Annotated in this window: 18 protein-coding genes and 1 other RNA gene; 13 read left to right on the top strand and 6 right to left on the bottom strand. The window is 39.8% G+C overall.

Annotation, left to right across the window (positions count from 1 at the left end; translation table 11 throughout):
* Positions 1-139 precede the first annotated feature (139 nt).
* The 6 genes from LDB17_RS00830 to LDB17_RS00805 all read left to right on the top strand — a co-directional run bounded on the left by LDB17_RS00830 (position 140) and on the right by LDB17_RS00805 (position 6,444).
* On the top strand, positions 140-2,566 hold the full coding sequence (locus LDB17_RS00830) for a glycoside hydrolase family 3 protein (protein WP_252638282.1): 2,427 nt from the start codon (positions 140-142) through the stop codon (positions 2,564-2,566).
* Positions 2,567-2,869: 303 nt separating this feature from the next.
* Complete coding sequence (locus LDB17_RS00825; RefSeq protein ID WP_135103460.1) at positions 2,870-3,178, top strand: DUF4286 family protein; 309 nt, start codon at positions 2,870-2,872, stop codon at positions 3,176-3,178.
* Position 3,179: 1 nt separating this feature from the next.
* The gene (gene ruvC / locus LDB17_RS00820) at positions 3,180-3,740 is read left to right on the top strand and encodes a crossover junction endodeoxyribonuclease RuvC (protein WP_252638283.1); all 561 of its coding nucleotides are present in this window, start codon (positions 3,180-3,182) and stop codon (positions 3,738-3,740) included.
* Positions 3,741-3,753: 13 nt separating this feature from the next.
* Positions 3,754-4,416, top strand: a complete 663-nt coding sequence (gene lipB / locus LDB17_RS00815) for a lipoyl(octanoyl) transferase LipB (RefSeq protein ID WP_252638284.1) — start codon at positions 3,754-3,756, stop codon at positions 4,414-4,416.
* 12 nt (positions 4,417-4,428) lie between these two features.
* Complete coding sequence (locus LDB17_RS00810) at positions 4,429-5,184, top strand: SDR family NAD(P)-dependent oxidoreductase (protein ID WP_252638285.1); 756 nt, start codon at positions 4,429-4,431, stop codon at positions 5,182-5,184.
* 36 nt (positions 5,185-5,220) lie between these two features.
* Positions 5,221-6,444, top strand: a complete 1,224-nt coding sequence (locus LDB17_RS00805) for a hypothetical protein (protein WP_252638286.1) — start codon at positions 5,221-5,223, stop codon at positions 6,442-6,444.
* On the opposite strand, the gene LDB17_RS00800 is transcribed toward LDB17_RS00805, so the two are convergent.
* Both LDB17_RS00800 and LDB17_RS00795 read right to left on the bottom strand, forming a co-directional pair.
* The gene (locus LDB17_RS00800; RefSeq protein WP_252638287.1) at positions 6,395-7,561 is read right to left on the bottom strand and encodes a PepSY domain-containing protein; all 1,167 of its coding nucleotides are present in this window, start codon (positions 7,559-7,561) and stop codon (positions 6,395-6,397) included. The genes LDB17_RS00805 and LDB17_RS00800 overlap by 50 nt on opposite strands.
* A gap of 91 nt (positions 7,562-7,652) precedes the next feature.
* Positions 7,653-10,052: a TonB-dependent receptor gene (locus LDB17_RS00795; protein ID WP_252638288.1), complete on the bottom strand. Its 2,400-nt coding sequence runs from the start codon at positions 10,050-10,052 to the stop codon at positions 7,653-7,655.
* 660 nt (positions 10,053-10,712) lie between these two features.
* Here LDB17_RS00795 and lpdA point away from each other — a divergent pair.
* Positions 10,713-12,068, top strand: a complete 1,356-nt coding sequence (gene lpdA / locus LDB17_RS00790) for a dihydrolipoyl dehydrogenase (protein WP_252638289.1) — start codon at positions 10,713-10,715, stop codon at positions 12,066-12,068.
* Between the two features lie 15 nt (positions 12,069-12,083).
* On the opposite strand, the gene LDB17_RS00785 is transcribed toward lpdA, so the two are convergent.
* Positions 12,084-12,953, bottom strand: a complete 870-nt coding sequence (locus LDB17_RS00785) for an NAD kinase (protein WP_252638290.1) — start codon at positions 12,951-12,953, stop codon at positions 12,084-12,086.
* A gap of 203 nt (positions 12,954-13,156) precedes the next feature.
* Here LDB17_RS00785 and LDB17_RS00780 point away from each other — a divergent pair, with 203 nt between their 5' ends.
* From LDB17_RS00780 to rnpB, 6 genes are all read left to right on the top strand, one after another.
* Positions 13,157-13,888: a pyridoxine 5'-phosphate synthase gene (locus LDB17_RS00780; protein WP_252638291.1), complete on the top strand. Its 732-nt coding sequence runs from the start codon at positions 13,157-13,159 to the stop codon at positions 13,886-13,888.
* Between the two features lie 2 nt (positions 13,889-13,890).
* Complete coding sequence (locus tag LDB17_RS00775; protein ID WP_252638292.1) at positions 13,891-14,754, top strand: energy transducer TonB; 864 nt, start codon at positions 13,891-13,893, stop codon at positions 14,752-14,754.
* A 6-nt stretch (positions 14,755-14,760) separates the two neighbouring features.
* On the top strand, positions 14,761-15,303 hold the full coding sequence (locus LDB17_RS00770) for a DJ-1 family glyoxalase III (protein ID WP_252638293.1): 543 nt from the start codon (positions 14,761-14,763) through the stop codon (positions 15,301-15,303).
* Between the two features lie 79 nt (positions 15,304-15,382).
* Positions 15,383-16,075 carry a DedA family protein gene (locus LDB17_RS00765; RefSeq protein WP_135103443.1) on the top strand — a complete coding sequence of 231 codons (693 nt, stop codon included), beginning with the start codon at positions 15,383-15,385 and terminating at the stop codon, positions 16,073-16,075.
* Positions 16,076-16,172: 97 nt separating this feature from the next.
* Entirely contained in the window at positions 16,173-17,501 is a 1,329-nt protein-coding gene (locus LDB17_RS00760; protein ID WP_252638294.1) for an NAD(P)/FAD-dependent oxidoreductase, read from the top strand.
* 47 nt (positions 17,502-17,548) lie between these two features.
* Positions 17,549-17,907: RNase P RNA component class A (gene rnpB, locus LDB17_RS00755), an RNA gene on the top strand.
* A gap of 151 nt (positions 17,908-18,058) precedes the next feature.
* Here the strand turns inward: rnpB and LDB17_RS00750 are convergent.
* From LDB17_RS00750 to LDB17_RS00740, 3 genes are all read right to left on the bottom strand, one after another.
* Complete coding sequence (locus tag LDB17_RS00750; RefSeq protein ID WP_252638295.1) at positions 18,059-19,381, bottom strand: ABC transporter permease; 1,323 nt, start codon at positions 19,379-19,381, stop codon at positions 18,059-18,061.
* Positions 19,378-20,289: an ABC transporter ATP-binding protein gene (locus tag LDB17_RS00745; protein WP_252638296.1), complete on the bottom strand. Its 912-nt coding sequence runs from the start codon at positions 20,287-20,289 to the stop codon at positions 19,378-19,380. The genes LDB17_RS00750 and LDB17_RS00745 overlap by 4 nt, the downstream gene beginning before the upstream one ends.
* An 82-nt stretch (positions 20,290-20,371) precedes the next feature.
* A partial coding sequence (locus tag LDB17_RS00740; RefSeq protein WP_393924831.1) for a peptide-N-glycosidase F-related protein occupies positions 20,372-20,551 on the bottom strand: 180 nt, incomplete at its 5' end.

Genomic DNA, 20,551 nt, shown 5'->3' with positions numbered 1-20,551 from the left:
GATTACATGATTTCTCATGCTGTATGTTATACAACATAGAAAAACAATAGCGTATATTATACGTCATTTGGGCATATGTATTAATTTTGCCTTTGGTGTGTAAAATACGTTATTATAAAATTGATAAAAAAATATTGATATGATAAAAAAATATATTTTAACAGGTTTTTGTTTAATTGTCGCAACTTTTCAATTATTTGCACAACCACCTAAACAAATTGTTGTAGATGGAAAAACATTCCTAGACTTAAATAATGACGGAAAACTACAACCGTATGAAGACACTCGTTTACCCCACAACAGACGAATTTCAGACTTAATGACTCGCCTAACACTAGATGACAAAATAAATCTGGTGTTGGGAACGGGCATGAAAGGTTTCGAAGGGCTGATTAAAGATATGGTAGTAGGAGGAACGGAATATTTAGTTCCGGGGGCAGCCGGCACAACTTATTCTCTTGATAAATATGGTATACCGGCCATTGTAATGACAGACGGACCGGCAGGTGTGCGCATCAGTCCAACAAGAAAGAACACAGATCAAACATTTTATGCAACTGGATTCCCTGTGGGTACGCTATTAGCCTGCACTTGGGATACAAAGTTGATAGAACAGGTAGGGCGAGCAATAGGAAACGAAGTGCTGGAATACGGATCTGATATACAACTTGCTCCGGCTATCAATATTATGCGTAACCCACTCTGTGGACGAAATTATGAATACTATTCGGAAGACCCTCTATTGACAGGAAAAATTGCGGCAGCAATGATAAACGGTATACAGGAGAACGGCTCGGGAACATCGGTAAAACACTTTGCGGCAAACAACAGTGAAAAAAATAGAATGGACTTGAATGTCAACGTATCTCAAAGGGCATTAAGAGAGATTTATTTAAGAGGTTTTGAAATCGCAGTTAAAGAATCAAACCCGGCAACCATAATGTCTTCTTACAATAAGATAAACGGAACATATACTTCGGCCGATTATGATCTGCTGACAACAATACTAAGAGACGAATGGGGATACAAAGGTGTAGTTATAACAGACTGGTTTGGTGGATATAGCAACGGACTAGAGGCTCTGATGGGTAAAGGGAAAGAACACAACACATCGCTACAACTAAAAGCCGGCAATGACTTATTAATGCCGGGCATTCCTTCGCAAAAAGAAGACATACTGAATGATTTAAAATCGGGAGCTCTCACCGAAGCGGATTTGGATATTTGTGTGAAGAGAATATTAGATATGATCTTATCTTCAAACAAAATAAGAAATTATCAATTTTCGAATAAACCCGATTTGAAAAAACATGCAGAACTCACACGTCAGGCAGCAACCGAAGGTATGGTCTTATTAGAAAATAAGGAGAATGCTCTGCCTCTTGCTCCGGGCACAAAGAATCTGGCTGTTTTCGGAAGTTTATCTTACAATCTCATTGCCGGAGGAACGGGAAGTGGAGATGTAAACAAGGCATATATTGTATCACTAAAAGAAGGACTAAAGAATGCAGGCTATTCGACAGATCAGAAGCTCGATCAATTTTATACTCCATTTGTAAATACTGAGGTAGCCAAAGTAAAAGAAGCATTGAAGGCTAACCCTTTAATGTTAGTTCCGCTCATACCTCAGCCAAAGCTTAAAGAGTCGATGATAAAAGAAAGTGCCTCTAAAAATGATGTTGCAATAATTGCCATCGGAAGAAGTTCAGGAGAATTGGACGACAGAAAAATCGAAGCTGATTTTAAACTGACACAAGAAGAACTGAACCTAATAGATAATGTATCATCTATATTTCACGCTCAAGGAAAAAAAGTGATAGTAGTTCTCAACAATGGTGGAGCAATAGAAGTTACAAGCTGGAAAGACAAAGTGGACGCAATCTTAATGGCTTGGCTTCCGGGGCAAGAAGCCGGAAACTCTGTCGCAGACATTTTATCAGGGAAAGAAAACCCATCGGGGAAATTATCAATGACATTTCCTATAAAATATGAGGACGTTTCTTCTGCCGACAATTTTCAGGGACTTCCTGCCGACAAACCAACCGAAGTGATGTATAAAGAAGGAGTATATGTAGGATACCGATATTTCAACACCTTCAACGTGAAACCGGCATACGAGTTTGGATACGGTCTGTCTTATACTACATTTGAATATTCTGATATGAGAATAAGTGATAAGGTATTTGACAACGAACTGTATGTAAGCGTTAATGTGAAGAATACAGGGAAAGTGGCAGGAAAAGAAGTTGTTCAATTATATTTATCCTCGCCAACGAATGTTATAGATAAACCAGCAAAAGAACTTAAGGCTTTTGCAAAGACCCGATTGCTAAAACCGGGAGAAGAACAAACAATAACTTTACGTTTAACTCTTCGCGACCTGGCATCTTTCAATCAAGGAAAGAGTGCATGGGTAGCAGACAAAGGTTCTTATCAGATTGAAGTGGCGGCATCAGCGCTAGACACAAAGCAGAAAGGATCATTTATGTTGCCGGAAACAAAAATTGCAGAAAAAGTAAATAATGTACTAAACAATAAGTCTTCTTTTGTCGACTTAAAGCCTTAATTAACTGATATAAATATTAAAAGAGGTTGTTCTGAAAAATTCTTTCGGAGCAACCTCTTTAATTTAAAGATGACTTGTAAAGTAAGATCAGTATAAACAGTCGGGTATCCTTATCTTTATTCTATACGTGCCACATTAATGATAATAGCAGGAGAAAAACACACTTCTCATAATTACAATAATTATCTTTCTCTAATAGATATCTAAATCTATAAAATTCCATAAGCAAGAACAGCTTGTTTCATTCTTGAAGAAAAACCCATAAACTTTTCGTATTTTTGTTTAGAAAAAAAACACTGACAAATGATCATTTTCAATACTACATTTCATGTAGAAGACGAAGTCTGCAACGATTATATCCGTTTTATCAAAGATGTTTACATAATCAAAGCAACGAATAGCGGTTTCTTGCACGAACCTCGTTTCGCACGCATCCACGCACAGCATGAGGAAAGCGGAACCAGCTATTCATTACAGTTCAAGGTGAAGAACGTAGATACGCTCAATCACTGGTATGCTACAGAAGGCGAAGCCCTCCAGAAAGAGCTAACCTCTCTGTTTGGGAATAAGGCTTTGGGGTTTGTTACATTATTGGAAGAAATAAGCTTGTAGTATGATACAAAAAGAACGAATAATATTGGGTATCGACCCCGGCACACAAGTAATGGGATACGGTATCTTGCGTGTAGTGAATAACAAGCCCGAACTATTAGCGATGGGGGTACTACAACTCAGTAAGTATGACGACCATTATCTGAAACTCCGACGGATTTTTGAACGGATAATTGGGCTGATTGATGAATTCCTACCCGATGAACTAGCCATCGAAGCTCCTTTCTTTGGAAAGAATGTGCAAAGTATGCTCAAGCTGGGTAGAGCACAAGGGGTAGCTATGGCTGCTGCATTATCGCGGGATATTCCCATTTTTGAATACGCCCCGTTGAAAATAAAAATGTCAATTACCGGAAATGGACGTGCAGCTAAAGAACAAGTTGCCTATATGTTACAACATTTTCTCCATATATCCGACAGTAATATGCCAACTCAGATGGATGCTACCGATGGTTTAGCCGCTGCAGTTTGCCATTATTTCCAAACAAACAACCCTACACAAGAAAAGAAATTTACAAGTTGGAAAGATTTTATAAATAAAAATCCGAGCAAAGTTAAATAAATAAGCAAACACAATGATATACAAAGACCTAGAAAACATAGAATACGGGCATGCATGGAAATACCAGCAAGAGTTATTCGCTGAAGCCCTATCCCTTAAGGAGAAAGGGGAACAGCCCGAAAACTACCTCTTGTTTTGCGAGCACCCACATGTGATCACAATTGGCAAACATGGTAAGCATGAGAACCTTCTGTTTCAGGAAAATTTTCTAAAAGAAAAAGGAGTATCACTTTTCCAAATAGATCGCGGAGGAGATATTACATATCACGGTCCGGGACAACTTGTGGGTTATCCTATCTTCGATCTCGAATCATACGACATCGGTCTGAGACAATATATCTTTAACCTAGAAGAAATTATAATCCGTTTTTTGGCATCTTACAATATCAAAGCTGAAAGACTGGAAGGTGCAGCCGGTGTATGGATAGACACAACAGTCCCTGCTCGCACACGAAAGATTGCGGCAATCGGTGTGCGCAGTAGCCGCTTTGTGACAATGCACGGATTTGCGTTCAACATAAATACAGATTTATCTTATTTCTCACTTATCAATCCCTGTGGGTTTATTGACAAAGGCGTAACATCGCTCGAAAAAGAGCTTGGGCATAAAGTAGATATGGAGGAAGTAAAAAGCAAAATGAAAAAATTATTTGAAGAGGTATTCATCCCCAAATAAATACAGTAATTTATGGAGAGTTTACAAAACAAGATAGTATTTATCACAGGTGGAGCCAATGGCATTGGCAGAAGTATAGTAAAAGCTTTTTGCAAAGAAGGAGCAGATGTTACTTTTTGTGATATGGATAAAGAGACAGGAAAGCGACTAAGCGAAGAGATGAGAAACTATAAATGCTCGTTCGCCCAACTTGATGTTGCTGACGCAGGGGCTTTGAGTGATCTTGTTCATACGATTATCTCCCAGAAAGGAAATATAGATATCATTATCAACAATGTAGGAGTTAGCAATTTCGGGTCAATACTCGATGTATCAGTCGATGACTTCGACAAAGTTCTGAACATCAACCTGCGTCCTATATTCATACTTGCCAAATCATTAGCAAAACACCGCTCACTAAATAAAGAATTAAACACCTACGGGCGGATAATCAACATGGCATCTACCCGTTACCTGATGAGCGAACCGAATTCCGAAGCCTATGCCGCATCCAAAGGAGCAATCGTATCGCTCACCCACGCTTTAGCTATTTCCCTGAGTGAATATAATATAACGGTGAACTGTATCAGTCCGGGCTGGATAGACACAGGGCATTACGGCGATTTACGTCCCGAAGATCATAAGCAGCACCCATCGGGCAGAGTGGGCAAACCCGAAGATATAGCTCGCACTTGCCTGTTTCTTTGCGAACCGGCGAATGATTTTATTAATGGACAAAATATTGTAGTTGACGGAGGTATGACAAAAAAGATGATATATATAGAATAAAATATATTACTTTTATCTGTCTTAAAATCAGTTACTATGAAACGCCCCTATTTTATTTATCTTTTGCTATTCATCATTTCCGGTCACGCCATAGCATGTACCACCGCTATTATATCGGGTAAAGGAACTATCGACGGACGCCCCTTGCTCTACAAACACAGGGATACAAGTGCCTTACAGAATAAACTAATGGCTTTTAGCGATGGCAAATATCATTACATTGGTATTGTAAACAGTACAGATAAGACAGGCAAAGAACTATGGGGAGGTTATAATTCTACAGGCTTTGCCATCATGAACTCAGCATCGTACAACCTGAATGAGAAAGAAGTAGGACCTGAAGAACGTGAAGGTATCGTCATAAAAATGGCTCTGCAACAATGTGCAACGCTCGCCGATTTCGAAAAAATGCTGGAAACATTGCCGAAGCCTCTTTATGTAAATGCAAACTTCGGGGTGATAGATGCGCAAGGAGGAGCTGCCTATTACGAAACAGGCGATTATACCTTCAAGAAATACGATGCAAATGATCCGTCCATAGCTCCTATGGGATATATTATACGTACCAATTATTCTTTTTCGGGAGATAGAGCCAGAGATAAAGGCTTGAGCCGCTATCAGGCTGCCGAACCGTTATTTTACAAGGCTGCTTTATCAGGATCACTTTCTTATCGTTTCTTGTTACAGGATGTTTCACGTCATCTCACACACGGGCTGACCGGGACAAACTTATATGACATGATGCCTCAAGACACTTCAAAGACTGTTTTTGTAGCATTCAGAGATTATATACCCCGCTACTCTACCTCTTCGGTTATTGTTGTGCAAGGCGTAAAGAAAGCGGAACCGGCTACGCTTACCACTATGTGGACGATATTAGGTTCACCACTTACCACAGTGGCTGTACCTGTGTGGCTCAACAAAGACAATTTGTACCCATCCACGATGCTTGCCGATGAAACAGGAAATGCAAAGCTATGCGATTGGTCACTGAAACTAAAGAAACAACTCTTCCCCATAGACAAGGGAGAAGGCAATGACTACATCAATCTAGCGGCACTCATTACCGCCGATGGCAACGGCATTCTGCAAAAGATAAAACCAATAGAAAACCAGATATTAAACAAGTCCGATTCCCTAATAAATCATTGGCGCAAGGATGGCTATAATGCAGCTGAACTAAAAGAGTTTTGCAAGTGGGTAGATAATCTTATTCAGCAATATTACTCTTTTTCTCCTTCGTCTTCTTTCTCTTCCTGATATAAAGATACAATCCTGTCAATGGCAGACTCATACCAAATAGAGTAGAAAGAAATACCAATAATCTGCCTGCTGTACCGCCTATGGCTCCGATATGAATATCATAATTCATACGGCGTAGTTTGTCTGCAAAATCTTTGTTTTCATATTTGCCCTGATACGGATGATCAACCTCAACCTGCTTAAAGGTATATTTATCAAACGAGTACCTATCTACATTGTAATACAGTTTCTTGTCGGGGAATACAGTTATCATAATGGCTGAAGCCTTATCTTCTACATTGGGTAGATATATCGAAAAAGCTTGAGCTGTAGGAGCTTTTTGCGACAACTCCGAAAACAATGAATCAATTCCCAGATAAATATCTTTAGCAGGAGTATCAACATGCAATGTATCGGATTTTGCCATTCTCCATTCAGGCATCATCCTGCCACCCGAAGTAACCTTATATACACCCTGCGACCACCATTCCAGTGCCCACACCATACCTGTAAGGCCAATGATAAGGAGTATAAAAGCGGCATAAAAACCAAGAATATTGTGTAAATCGTATACTTTCTTATACATTTTGGTTTTCTTCTTCCATCTGAACCAAAGGCTGTATTTAAGGGCTTTTTTACTTTTGGGGATCCAAAGAATAAGTCCTGTGATTATTACAATCACAAAAACCAATGTAGAATAACCTACAATGGGTTGCCCTATACTGTAAGGAAGCCAAAGTGAAAAGTGCCCCATACCAATGAAATCCCAGAAGTCGTAACCAGAAGAACCTTCAGCGCCTTTCACCGATATCACTTTACCCGTATAAGGATCCATTTGCAGCGAATAATTATACCCTTGTCCACGGAAAGTTGCTTTAATTGGCGCATCTTCCGAATACTCTATATAATCAGGTGTTTTATCTTTAAATTCTTTCTTGGCAACTTCTATTACCGATGAGGGCCGAACAACCGTCGTATGTTTGCCTTGCGATACTTCGGGCAGTTTTTCCTGATCTACCCATCCATTCAGCTTTAATGCCCAAATAGCTCCCGTCAGGCATACAATAAAAAAAACAAGCCCGGAGATAAGCCCCAGGTAAAGATGCAGTTGATAAGCTATCTTTTTGAATGTCATGAGAGTTTTTTTTATTAGAAAATTTAAAGAAGGTATCCCAAAAGTAATTTTTATTATTAAAATATTACTTTTGGGACAACCTCATTATTTCTTAGAATCTATAATTCAATGCAAGAGATATGGTACGCAATTTCTGCGGTGTAACTGTACTCCATCCTCCATAATATTTTTTATTGGCGAGGTTATCCCCTTTCAAACTGATAGTATAGTTATCTCCATTATAAGAAACCAATGCATTGAAAATAGTATAACTTGGTAAAGTGAAACTACCGGTTGAGTGTCGGTTGAGTGTTTTATATTCTGATGCGTAGTTAGCACCTGCGCCTATTCCCCACCCTTTCAGTGAACCTGTAGTCAATTTGTAGCTTACCCATGCATTAAACAAGTTTGCCGGACCTGACTCTTCCGATCTTAGACCGATATAATCGCCATCGGCAGCATCCTTTGTTATCTTATTGTAATTGTGGCTATAACCCGCAATCATATTCAACCCTACAACAGGATTGGCGATAAGGCTTACTTCTACCCCTCTGCTTTTTACCACTCCACCTTGAATTACATTCAACACATTCGCCGGATCAGCCATCGTTTTGTTAGAAACTTTGATGTCATAGTAACTTACAGTCAACGAAACTCTATCGCTATACAGATTGCTTTTCACACCCACTTCCCACTGATTTGCTTTCTCTGGTTTCAATATCTTCATAGAAGTATTACCCGAACCATCGTGCTGCGTTACAGGTTCAAGATTTTGAAAACCATTCATATAATTGGCAAACAAAGAAAGATGTTGTAAAATTGGCTGGTAAACAAGGCCTAATTTTTGAGAGAAGGTTACCTGATTTTTCACGTCTTTAGTTTTCCACGAAGTTGATGCTGAATAGTTATCCAAACGAAGTCCTACTAATGCAGACAGTTGAGGAGTAAAGTTGACAACATCAGACAAATAGGCACTCCAGATCTTAACGGTAGAATTGGATACACTTCCCGGATCAGCAGCCAAGAGAGCATCCACTCCGGTAGCGGTAAGCACGCCTGTATCTGTCTGATTGGCAAGCGACACTACGCCGTTTGCAACCCAAGCATAACTATTATCCTGATATTCTTTCTGTAAATAATCTAGACCAAAAACAACTCTGTTACGCATGTTACCAAACTTATGATCTCCTGTAAAATTTTGCTGAACATTTATAGCATCGGTAGAAGAATTTAATCTGGAGATGTAGCGTGTAAAATCGCTACCATTTACATTATCCCATAAATATTGATAATACCCGTCCGATTTTGTATTGCTGGCAGCTACAATGGTCTGCGAGTTCCAGTTTTCATTGATTTTATATAAAGCCTGAGCTTGCATACCATAGGTCGGATTGTTGAGAGCAAGACGATTACTTGTATATGATTTCTTATAGTTCTTTTCAAACAAATCCATATTTGAGAAAGTAACGGGAGCAGAACGGTATAAGAAAATCATAGGAGCTGTTGTTCTCTCCAACGATTTATATTCCGTATTAATAAAGAAAGTCAAGCGATCTGAAGCCTTAAACTTAAAGCTAGGAGCTATAAAAAATGATTTTGAATAACCATTATCCTGAAATGTATTTTCATAATGGTAAGCTCCATTTATCCTCATACTGGCTTTGTCGCTCAAGGGAGTGTTTACATCCGCTGTTACTCTATTTAACCCATAACTACCTGTAATGTAACCAAACTCTCCGCCAAAAGTATCATACGGTTTCTTGGTAACAACATTGATCAGACCACCATAATAAATAAGGTTTCCACCGTAAAGTGTTCCCGAAGGACCTTTTACCACCTCTATATTTTCCACATTTGCCGGATCCAAAGCTCCGTTACTGATGTCAGCCACACCATTCACAATAGTAGGTTGCAAAGAAAATCCGCGCATGGTGTAATATTCCGCACCATCCCCTGCACGTCCGGTACTTTCCCACAATCGGGTTATACCTGTCGCATTTTTCAATGCTGTATTGAGGCTTGTAACGACTTGTTCTTTAATAACCGTCTTGTTGATTGTATTATATACCTGTGGATTTTCCAAGTCGGCAAGAGGGAGTTTAGCAACCGATGCGCTTATTTTTTCGGCAAATGGGTTCTTCTTGGTTGCTATAATTTCTATCTCTTGCAGATTTTCGGTCGTTTCGTTCAAGAAAACATCCTGAACCTGTAGATCTTTGCCTGACTCTACAGCGACTTCAACTTTAGACAATTGCAGTCCCACAGATGAGAACAAGAGCGTGTAACGTCCGGCATGAACGCCTGATATCTTATAGAATCCTTGAGAATTCGACATCTCGCTCCTATGTAATTCTTCTATCGTTATACTAACGTTAGAAGCTGGTTTTCCATCAGAAGTAAATACCCGACCACTTATAACAGCCGATTTTTGCTGTGCTGACAATGATATGACAATGCCCATAAGCAAAAACATTATACCGAACAGGCGTAAAGAAATACGTTGTTGTTGCATTTGTAAGTAATTTTATGATAATAATTTTGTATGTTAATCAGCTTAACACACGTATGTTTCAGATATACGTAAACAAAGTTTATTTCTACTATCAAAAGATTATAGATATTTTAGTTATCCTTTGGGATGAGCCCGGCATTTTTTGTCTCCTTAATTTGCTTACTCGTTTATATAAAAATAAACACTGCTTTTTCGGCACAAAAATATAAATCAGTACAAAAAGCTACAATCACCATAAATAATGATTTTGAATAGAAAAAACACCTACTTTCAGGTATATAAAGATTAATTATAATTACAGGGGAAAGGTGATAACATTGAAAGAGTAGACATCTTTCACACAAATAAGCTGAGACGATGTATTTAAGGAATGTAAAGCAAAAAACAATAGAAGGTCGAATAATCTAACTTCTATTGGGAGGAACAAATCACTAAATTCCCTATCTTTACCATGTTGCTATATCTTATAATATGACAAACTCGTCTTGTATAAAAACAATAAGATTTTATCTTTATGAGAGTAGGCACAGAGGATAAAAAGGTAACAGATAAAGACAGCGATAAAACTGTCACTTTTGTCACCTTTTGCTCATAAGATACTGAAAATGAATATCAATTATTTTTGTAACCTTGTTACTTTTTTTACTATATAATTAGAATATGACTTTATACGATGTTGCTATTATTGGAGGAGGGCCCGCAGGTTATACCGCAGCCGAAAGAGCTTCTGCCAACGGATTAAAAACTGTATTATTTGAAAGAAATGCATTGGGTGGCGTATGCCTCAATGAAGGTTGCATCCCTACCAAAACACTTCTATACTCGGCAAAGACCCTAGATAATGTAAAAAACTCTGCAAAGTATGGAGTCGGCGTAGAAGGAAGCCCAACTTTCGATCTGCCTAAAATAATTGCCCGCAAACAAAAAACAGTGCGTAAGCTGGTAGCCGGCATCAAACAGAAAATGGCTGCTCATGATGTAACAGTAATCATAGGCGAAGCAACTATCGAAGGGGAAGACGGAGAGCGTAATATCGTCATATCATGCAACGGTGAAACGATTACCGCAGCAAAGGTATTGTTATCTACAGGCTCTGAAACAATTATTCCTCCCATCAAGGGACTCAGCGAATCAGGGTACTGGACATCGAAAGAAGCGTTAGACAATAAAGGCGTACCGGAATCTTTAGCCGTTATCGGAGGGGGAGTTATCGGTGTCGAATTTGCTTCATTCTTTAATAGTCTGGGAGTAAAAGTGACAGTAATAGAAATGTTACCCGAAATACTCGGAGCAATGGACAAAGAACTATCTGCCATGCTTCGTGCAGAATACACCAAGAAAGGTATCGACTTTCACCTGAACACCAAGGTCGTTGAAATAAAAGACGGTCAGATTATTATCGAAAAAGACGGGGTACAATCGACAATCGAAGCCTCTCAGATATTATTGAGTACAGGACGACGCCCTGTTACAGCAAACCTAAATCTGGATAAGCTAAATATCGAGTTGTTCAGAAACGGCGTGAAAGTGAATGAGAATATGCAGACATCTCACCCCAATATATATGCATGCGGAGATATTACAGGATATTCACTCCTGGCACATACTGCGGTACGTGAAGGAGAGGTAGCCATCAATCATATACTGGGTAAGACCGACAGCATGAGCTACAAGGCAATACCGGGAGTGGTATATACCAACCCTGAGATTGCAGGAGTAGGACAAACAGAAGAAGAGCTTACGGCTAAAGGTATAAAATACACTGCCCACAAGCTACCAATGGCATATTCGGGACGCTTTGTGGCTGAGAATGAACTGGGAAATGGCGTTTGCAAACTGATCATCGGCGAAGATTCAAAAATCATAGGTTGCCACATGTTGGGTAATCCCGCCTCGGAACTGGTGGTTATAGCCGGCATTGCTATCGAAAAAGGATTTACTATAGAAGAGTTTCAAAAGATTGTATTCCCTCATCCTACAGTCGGAGAGATTATACATGAATCCCTGTTCTTATAATCTTACGGGAAGGCCTTAGCTCTGTCGGGGATCAACACCCCACATGAGCTTATTTCTCAACGTTTTGTAGAAGGTATTATCTTTCCGTTTTAATACCTGAAGGGTAAAATCTGCCTTCTTTACAGTCAGCTTCGTCCCTGCCTGAAATACATTAGACCTTCCGTCCAATGAGATGAGAAAACTATTGTTACGGCTTTCTACATCAAAGGTGATAATGCTGTCGTCTGTTATAACCAAAGGTCTGTCTCCCAAGCTATGAGGGGCTATGGCAGCAATAACGAAGTTGTGAGCATCGGGTGCTATTATCGGCCCTCCTACACTGAGTGAGTATGCCGTAGAGCCTGTAGGTGTAGCCATAACAAGTCCGTCAGCCTCATACGAGGTCAGGTATTCGTCGTTGATATATGCATGCACAGTAATCATCGAAGCGGTATCCTGCTTCATAATAGCCACTTCGTTGAGAGCATAGTTGAAGCCATGATATATCTTATGTTCGGTAGTCAGATGCAATTGGCTACGATGTTCGATACGATAGTTACCCGAAAATACATCTTCGAAGGTAGCTTCCAGATCTTCTTCGCCTACATCTGCCAAAAAGCCTAATCGTCCGGCATTTATACCGAGTATCGGAATATTCTTTTTGCCTATTACGGATGCCGTACGCAGGAATGTTCCGTCTCCTCCGATTGTTACCACGAGGTCAACATCGAACTCATCGTTCTTTATAATACCTGCGACACTATATTGCAAGTGATGACAATCTCTTAGGTAGTAATAGAATTTCTCCTGAAGATAGATTTCTACGTTGTTATCGTTTAAGATTCCAAATAACTTTTCGACCTGTTCTTTCTTCTGATGCTTGCTACCGAATATGGCTATTTTCATCGCATTTACTTTTAACGGAACCTATTTATATACAAACAAATGATTTTCTAAGCTGTTAATAAAACGGAACTGATACGCACATTCTCATCAAATCATATTACATTTGTAGTTTGATATCGTTCCACAAAGGTGCTAAAAAAGTTTTATCTATTAACATCTATCTCTGGCAATTTGTGAAGAACGGCGGTTTTTAATGGTTTGACATGACAAAGTTAAGTGTAAATATTAATAAGATTGCAACGCTACGCAATGCTCGAGGAGGTAATGTTCCTGATGTTGTACAAGTTGCTATCGATTGCGAAAGATTTGGTGCAGAAGGTATAACAGTTCATCCTCGTCCTGACGAAAGACATATTCGATTCAAAGACGTGTATGACTTAAAGGCAAAGATCAGAACTGAATTTAATATCGAAGGTTATCCTTCACAAAAGTTCATAGACCTTGTTACAACGATACGTCCCACACAAGTAACACTTGTTCCGGACAAGCCCGATGCGATTACATCCAATGCAGGTTGGGACACTGTTGAACATCAACAATTCCTATCCGATTTGGTTGATACATTCAGGGCTGTAGGTGTACGCACATCTATCTTTGTTGGCACAGAGCTCGAAATAATAGAGGCCGCAGCAAAAACGGGAACAGACAGAATTGAGCTATATACAGAGCCTTATGCCTCCAATTATGTCAAAAACAGAGAAGCTGCCATAGAGCCTTTTGTAGTTGCGGCCAAATTAGCGAAGAAACTTGGACTAGGATTAAATGCAGGTCATGACCTCAGTCTCGAAAATTTGAATTATCTATATGAAAATATACCCACAATAGATGAAGTCTCTATCGGGCATGCCCTTATCAGCGACGCATTGTATTTGGGTCTTGAAAATACAATAAAGGCATACAAGGATTGCCTGAAACCAAAAACTGAAGTAGACTAAAAATGGAAGCTCAGAAGGATAAAATAATAGGTCTAGGTGCAACAATCGGATTTCACTTGCTAATTATCTTAGCTCTTATTTTTTATACCCTCGATTTGACACCAATGGCAAGGACTGCCGAAGATTTGGGAGGAGTTCCTGTTATGTTTGGCAACGTACCCGATGCATTTGGAGACGATGAGCCCTTTGGTAGAGGCAATGGAGACGTTGGTACTGAAGAAGCCACTTCACCCAATGTGGTTGAAGATCCGATCCCGATGGTAGAGAATACTGCAACCAAAACAAAACCGGCAGTATCGAACACAAAGGAAGCTCCCGTTACTCAAAATCTGGAAGAAACAGTAGCTATAAAAGAAGCTAAGAAAAAAGCGGAAGAAAAGAAACAGCAAGAAGCAGACGAAAGGCGGAAGAAAGCTGAAGCTGACCGTGTAGCACAACAAGAAGCGGCCAAGAAAGGACAGATCAACAACCAAATGGCGGGACTGTTTGGCAATGGAACAGGCAGCGGCAGCAGAGGCAATACTGAAGGAACAGGCACACAAGGTGTACCAACAGGAAATGCCAGCTATGGCAAAACGTCAGGAGTTGGCGGCTGGGGATCGTTCGATCTTGGTGGACGCAGCCTTGGCAGCGGCGGGCTGATCAAACCGAACTATTCGGTAGACGATTACGGTACTGTCGTTGTCGATATATTGGTAAATGCTAAAGGTGATGTAGTAGAAGCTACAATCGGAAAAGGCACAAATACACCAAATACAAACCTGCGGAACGAAGCTCTAAGAGCCGCAAAAAGGACAAAATTCAACACAGTGTCATCCGTCACCAATCAAAAAGGAACAATCACATATAAGTTTAATTTAAATTAAATGGATATGAAAACTATATTTTTATTTCTGACCACAGGATTTGAAGAGATTGAAGCTCTTGGCACAGTCGATGTTCTTCGCCGTGGAGGTTTGGATGTGAAAACCGTTTCGTTGACTGACAGCAAACAAGTGGTTGCCAGTCATCAAATACCTGTAATAGCCGACCTGATGTTCGACGAGGTTGACTTCTCTAAAGCAGAAATGCTTGTTTTACCGGGAGGCACAACAAAGTTCAACGAACACGAAGGCTTGAAAAAAGAACTACTCGCTTTTGCCAACAAAGGTGAAAAGGTTGCTGCAATCTGCGCTTCACCAATGGTCTTAGGAGGCTTAGGTCTTTTGGAAGGGAAGAAGGCAACAGCCTACCCCGGATTTGAACAATACCTGAAAGGAGCTACATTGCAAACAGAAAAAGCTGTTGTAATAGACGGAAATATAACTACCGGAAGAGGTCCCGGACTGACTATCGATTTTGCGCTAAGCCTTGTTGAACAATTGGCAGGGAAGGCAAAGAGAGATGAAGTCGCAGCCGGCTTGTTGGTTAAGTGAAAAATTTAATGGGAAATGATGAGGTGCGAATCTCATCATTTCTCGTATTACCATAAAAATTAAGTAACACAACATTAAAATGGAATTCTTACACGAAGTTTGGAACTTCTTTCTTAACCTGTTAAGAGATACAGGCGGAACATTAGACATGCTGGTAACTGAATATGGCTTATGGGTATATGCCATTTTGTTTTTGATCATTTTCTGCGAAACAGGTTTGGTTGTAACACCATTTTTACCGGGTGACTCTTTATTATTTCTAGCAGGGGCTATCGCCGTACGTCCCGATAATCCGCTACATATCTATTACCTTGTCGGTATACTGATTGTAGCTGCCGTTATAGGAGATGCAGTAAATTATTCGATAGGCCGTCTCTTTGGAGAAAAGCTCTTTAGCAATCCCAAATCGAAGATATTCAAGCAAGAATATCTTGAAAAAACAAACAAGTTTTACGAAAAACATGGAGGCAAAACCATCATCCTTGCCCGCTTTGTACCTATTGTTCGCACCTTCGCTCCTTTTGTAGCAGGTATGGGCAAAATGAGCTATAAACATTTCTTCTCCTACAATGTTATAGGAGGTATAGCATGGGTGGTTATCTTTTGTGCTTTAGGTGCTATTATAGGAAGTAACGAATGGGTAGAAAAAAATCTCGACAAGGTAGTCATTATTATTGTTGTGGTATCTATTCTTCCGGGTGTTTACGAAGTAGCTAAGGCTAAGTGGGAATCAAAAAAGGAAGCGAAAGCTAAAGCCAAAATAGGAAATTAAGAAAGATAATTAAATTTATCTTTATATATAAATAAAACCACCTTACTGATCAACTCTTATCAGTAAGATGGTTTTTTAATTTAAATATGTCTATAATATGATTATAAAAGCAAACTTGCCCGACTCCGGGAAGAAGAAACGATTGGTAATTATCGGAGGAGGGTTTGCCGGACTCGAACTTGCAAAAAGAGCGGATAAGAATCAATATCAGGTAGTACTGATAGACAAGAACAATTACTATCAGTTTCAACCCTTATTCTATCAGGTAGCTATCGGGGGATTAGAACCGAGTTCGATATCTTATCCATACAGAAAGAACTTTCAGAAAAACAAAGACTTTCATTTCAGAATGTGTGAGGCTTTAAGCGTAAATACATCTGACAAAAAGATTGAAACAAATATCGGTATCATTACATACGACCTTTTAGTTATCGCCACAGGATGCGATACAAATTATTTTGGGAATACAGATCTAATAGAAAATACATTCTCACTAAAATCTGTATCCGAATCACTCTTGATGAGAAACAGGATACTACTAAGCTTCGAGGAATCTTTGATCACAACAGACGAAGAAAAACGAAAAGAATTGTTGACTTTTGTTATCGTCGGAGGAGGAGCAACAGGTGTTGAATTAGCCGGAGCATTAGCCGACATGAGAAGAACGGTTTTGCCGAGAGACTACCCGGAGATAGATTTTACTAAAATGGAAATCCACTTAGTGAATGCAGGTTCCCGTCTACTGGCAGGTATGTCGGAACAAGCATCCGAAACGGCATTAAAAACATTGCTAGACAGAGGTGTTATCGTTTATCAGGAGAAATCGGTAAAATCGGTAGAAAGTCCTTATGTGAATATTGCTGACGGCACGCAAATACGCTCCCGTAATGTATTTTGGGTGGCAGGGGTTAAGCCAAATAGCTTAGCAGGTCTTGACGAAACGGCATATAACCGGGGACGTTTGGTTGTAAACGAATACAATCAGGTAAATGGCTATAAAGATATTTTCTCAATTGGCGATACTTCTTTACAAGCATCCGAAAGTTATCCGGTCGGTCATCCTCAGGTAGCTCAAGTCGCGCTACAAATGGCAAAACAACTAGCCAAGAATATCAATAAGGGAGAATCGGACAATTGGGATAGATTTGTATATGTAGACAAAGGCTCATTGGCTACCATTGGGCGTAATGCTGCTGTTGCCGACCTCGGGAAACTCCGCTTTGGAGGCTGGGTTGCCTGGTGGTTGTGGTTGCTGGTACATATCCTTTCTATTGTGGGAATGAGAAATAAGGTTTCTGTATTCATCGACTGGGTATGGAGTTACCTGAATTATGATGTTTCGCTACGTCTACTAATTCGTCCTAAGTTCAACGACATGTATAAGGATAAGAGAACTAAACAAAGCAACGAACAAATCCAAACTTAATGCAGTAAGATATATTCCAAGAAAATGAACTATCTTTGCATCAAATTGCAGTAGGTCGGTTTGCCGCTGGCTGCCGCAAGGCAGAAAGAGGAAAGTCCGGGCAACACAGAGCATCGTATTTCTTAATGGGAAGCTGTTCGTGAGGGCAGAGTTAAGGTAACAGAGAACAACCGCCCCTATCAGGGGTAAGGGTGAAAAGGTGAGGTAAGAGCTCACCGGTCTGTATAGCAATATACAGAGCCGTACCACTTGCGAGTTGTAAGACCATGTATACCGGCGCATGTAGGGCTGCTCGTCCGATGCCGGGGGGTAGGTCGCTAGAGCCTGTTGGCGACATCAGGCGTAGATAAATGGCAAGCACTCTTCTTGAAGAGTACAGAACCCGGCTTATAGACTTACTGTATTTTTATTTTATTCTAAGTAAAGGGCGATTCTTGTCCGGCTTTCGCTTCATTATATCTTGGGAAAAACAGCTTAAGGAAAGTATTAGCAATAATAAAAAAAACAATCCTGCCAAAATAAATATGACAGGATTGCTTCACTAAACTTATCTTAAATTACTTATATCTCAACCATTTAAACATTTCGGCAAAGGTTACTTTCTTACCATACATCAGAATACCGACACGATAGACCTTTGCAGCCAACTTAACCATCAATATGGCGGTTACATACAACACAACAACTGACACGACCAACTCCCATATAGATATTTCGAACGGAGCACGTACCATCATCACGACAGGCGCGGTAAATGGTATGATCGAACACCAAAAGGCCATCGCGCCTTCAGGATTCTGAGATGCTGCAATACCTGTATAAAAGGCTAATAATAATATAATAGTCAATGGCATCATCAGCTGCTGAGCCTCTTGCGAATCGTTAGCAGCAGACCCAAACATGGCATACAAAGAGGAGAAAAGAAGATATCCTCCCACAAAATATAATATAAGGCAGATTCCTACTTGCAGCCAGTTGACACCCAATATACTATTAACAGCAGAAGTCATCTCCGAGTTATTCTGTGCCATTGCACTTATTGCCTGTTGGGCCTCCATTGTAGCAGAGGAGTCTACACTTGTCCCGAGGAATATTTGCATAGCAACAAGTGCACCGCCTCCTATAACAAGCCAAATAACCAATTGTAGCAAGCCAACCAATCCTACTCCAACTATTTTACCCATCATCAGATCTAAAGGTCTAACGGATGAAATAATCACTTCAATGATGCGGTTTGTTTTCTCTTCTACAACACTTTGCACCACCATTTGCCCATACATCATTATAAAGAAGAACATACACAATGTAAGTCCCATTCCTACAAAAGATGCCGCCTGACCAAGAGTTTCGGTTTTCTGTCCGGCTTCGTCGAGACGGATAGTGGAAACATTAATATGATCTTTCGATTTCAATATTTGTTGCAGATCGGCAACAAGTTGTGGTTCGATATTACTTCTTTGGGTAAAATCATCTATCTTTTTATTTCTAACAGCATCCGTAAGTATGTTGTTGATATAAACAGTCAACTCACGAGGAGGCTGTTGCTTTTCGGAATAGAAAGTTGCTGCATTCGGATTTACACTCAGGTCTTCCGATATCTCTAATATGGCTGTCCGCTTATCGCTCGGCTTACTATCGCTATCCGATAATTTCACAAACTCATAGTTCTTAGAAGACTGAAACAAACTAAAGTAAGAACCTGTATGATCGATTACATACACTTTGTTTATATCATCATTGCTACTCAACATCATCAGCAATGCAGGGATAGTAGACACTCCCAAGAATAAGAATGGGGTTAGCAACGTTGTCAAGATAAACGCTTTGGTTTTTACCCTCGAGGTAAATTCCCTATGTATAATTAGCTTTAATCCTCTCATTGTTTTGTCTCTGATACGATTTGTATAAAAATATCATTCATCGAAGGCAATACTTCTTCAAAAGTCACCACTTCATAGCGTTTGGCTATCTCTTGTATCAACTCTGAGTTGGAAGCCTCATCATTACGCTGAATGAGTAATTCCGTAATATTACTGTCCGTTGATTGCGATAATATCGAAAAGTGAGAAGATTCCAAATCAAAAGTTTCACCCACAACCTGAAGTTTGAAAATATGCTTTCTATATCTTGCTCGTATTTCCTTCACATTTCCATTCAATACAACTCTAGACTTATTTATCAGAGATATTTCGTCACACAATTCCTCTACCGATTCCATATTATGAGTCGATAGAATTATTGTTTTGCCCTTTGCTTTCAGATCCAACAGCTCTTTCTTCAACAATTCTGTATTCACAGGATCGAATCCGCTGAAAGGCTCATCAAGAATATACAAATCGGGTTCATGTATGACAGTAGCAATAAATTGTATCTTTTGCTGCATACCTTTCGACAGTTCCTCCACTTTCTTTCCTTGCCAAGATAGTATATCAAACTTCTTTAGCCAATATTGAGTTTTTTGTACTGCGTCTTCTTTCGAGAGGCCTCTCAATTGTGCCAGAAAAATAATATGCTCTCCAACTTTCATTTTCTTGTACAAGCCTCTTTCTTCGGGAAGATAACCGATATTGAAAACATCATCGGCTACCGACACCCTTCCATTTATAAAGACTTGTCCTTCATCGGGGGCAGTTATCCTATTTATTATGCGGATAAGGGAAGATTTGCCTGCGCCATTAGGTCCTAGCAATCCATAGATGCAACCCTTTGGCACTTGTATGCTTACGCCATCGAGAGCCCTATGACTACCATATTGTTTCACCACATCGTGTGCTTCGAGATAATACATATTTTATAGTATGGTTTATATTCTTTTTATATTAGTCGCACCAAAAACATAAAAGTCACAGAGCTCCGGAAATATTATAGTCTTATTTCTTATCACCCACTAATACTCCAGAGATACACCAATAACTCAGAGCACTACCTTCGGGATCTCCCACAGGTATAGCCACCTTCAGTTGGTGTTCACCGGCCTTCACATCCCCAATGTGTATAAACACAGGATAACTCACTGTACCCGGACACCAACTGAAGGTGGCTCTACCTGT

Origin of the sequence: Dysgonomonas sp. Shenzhen-Wh21, assembly GCF_043392705.1 — a bacterium.
GTDB lineage: Bacteria > Bacteroidota > Bacteroidia > Bacteroidales > Dysgonomonadaceae > Dysgonomonas.
Note: the sequence above shows the minus strand (reverse complement) of the source record. Positions and strands in the feature narration are given on the sequence as shown.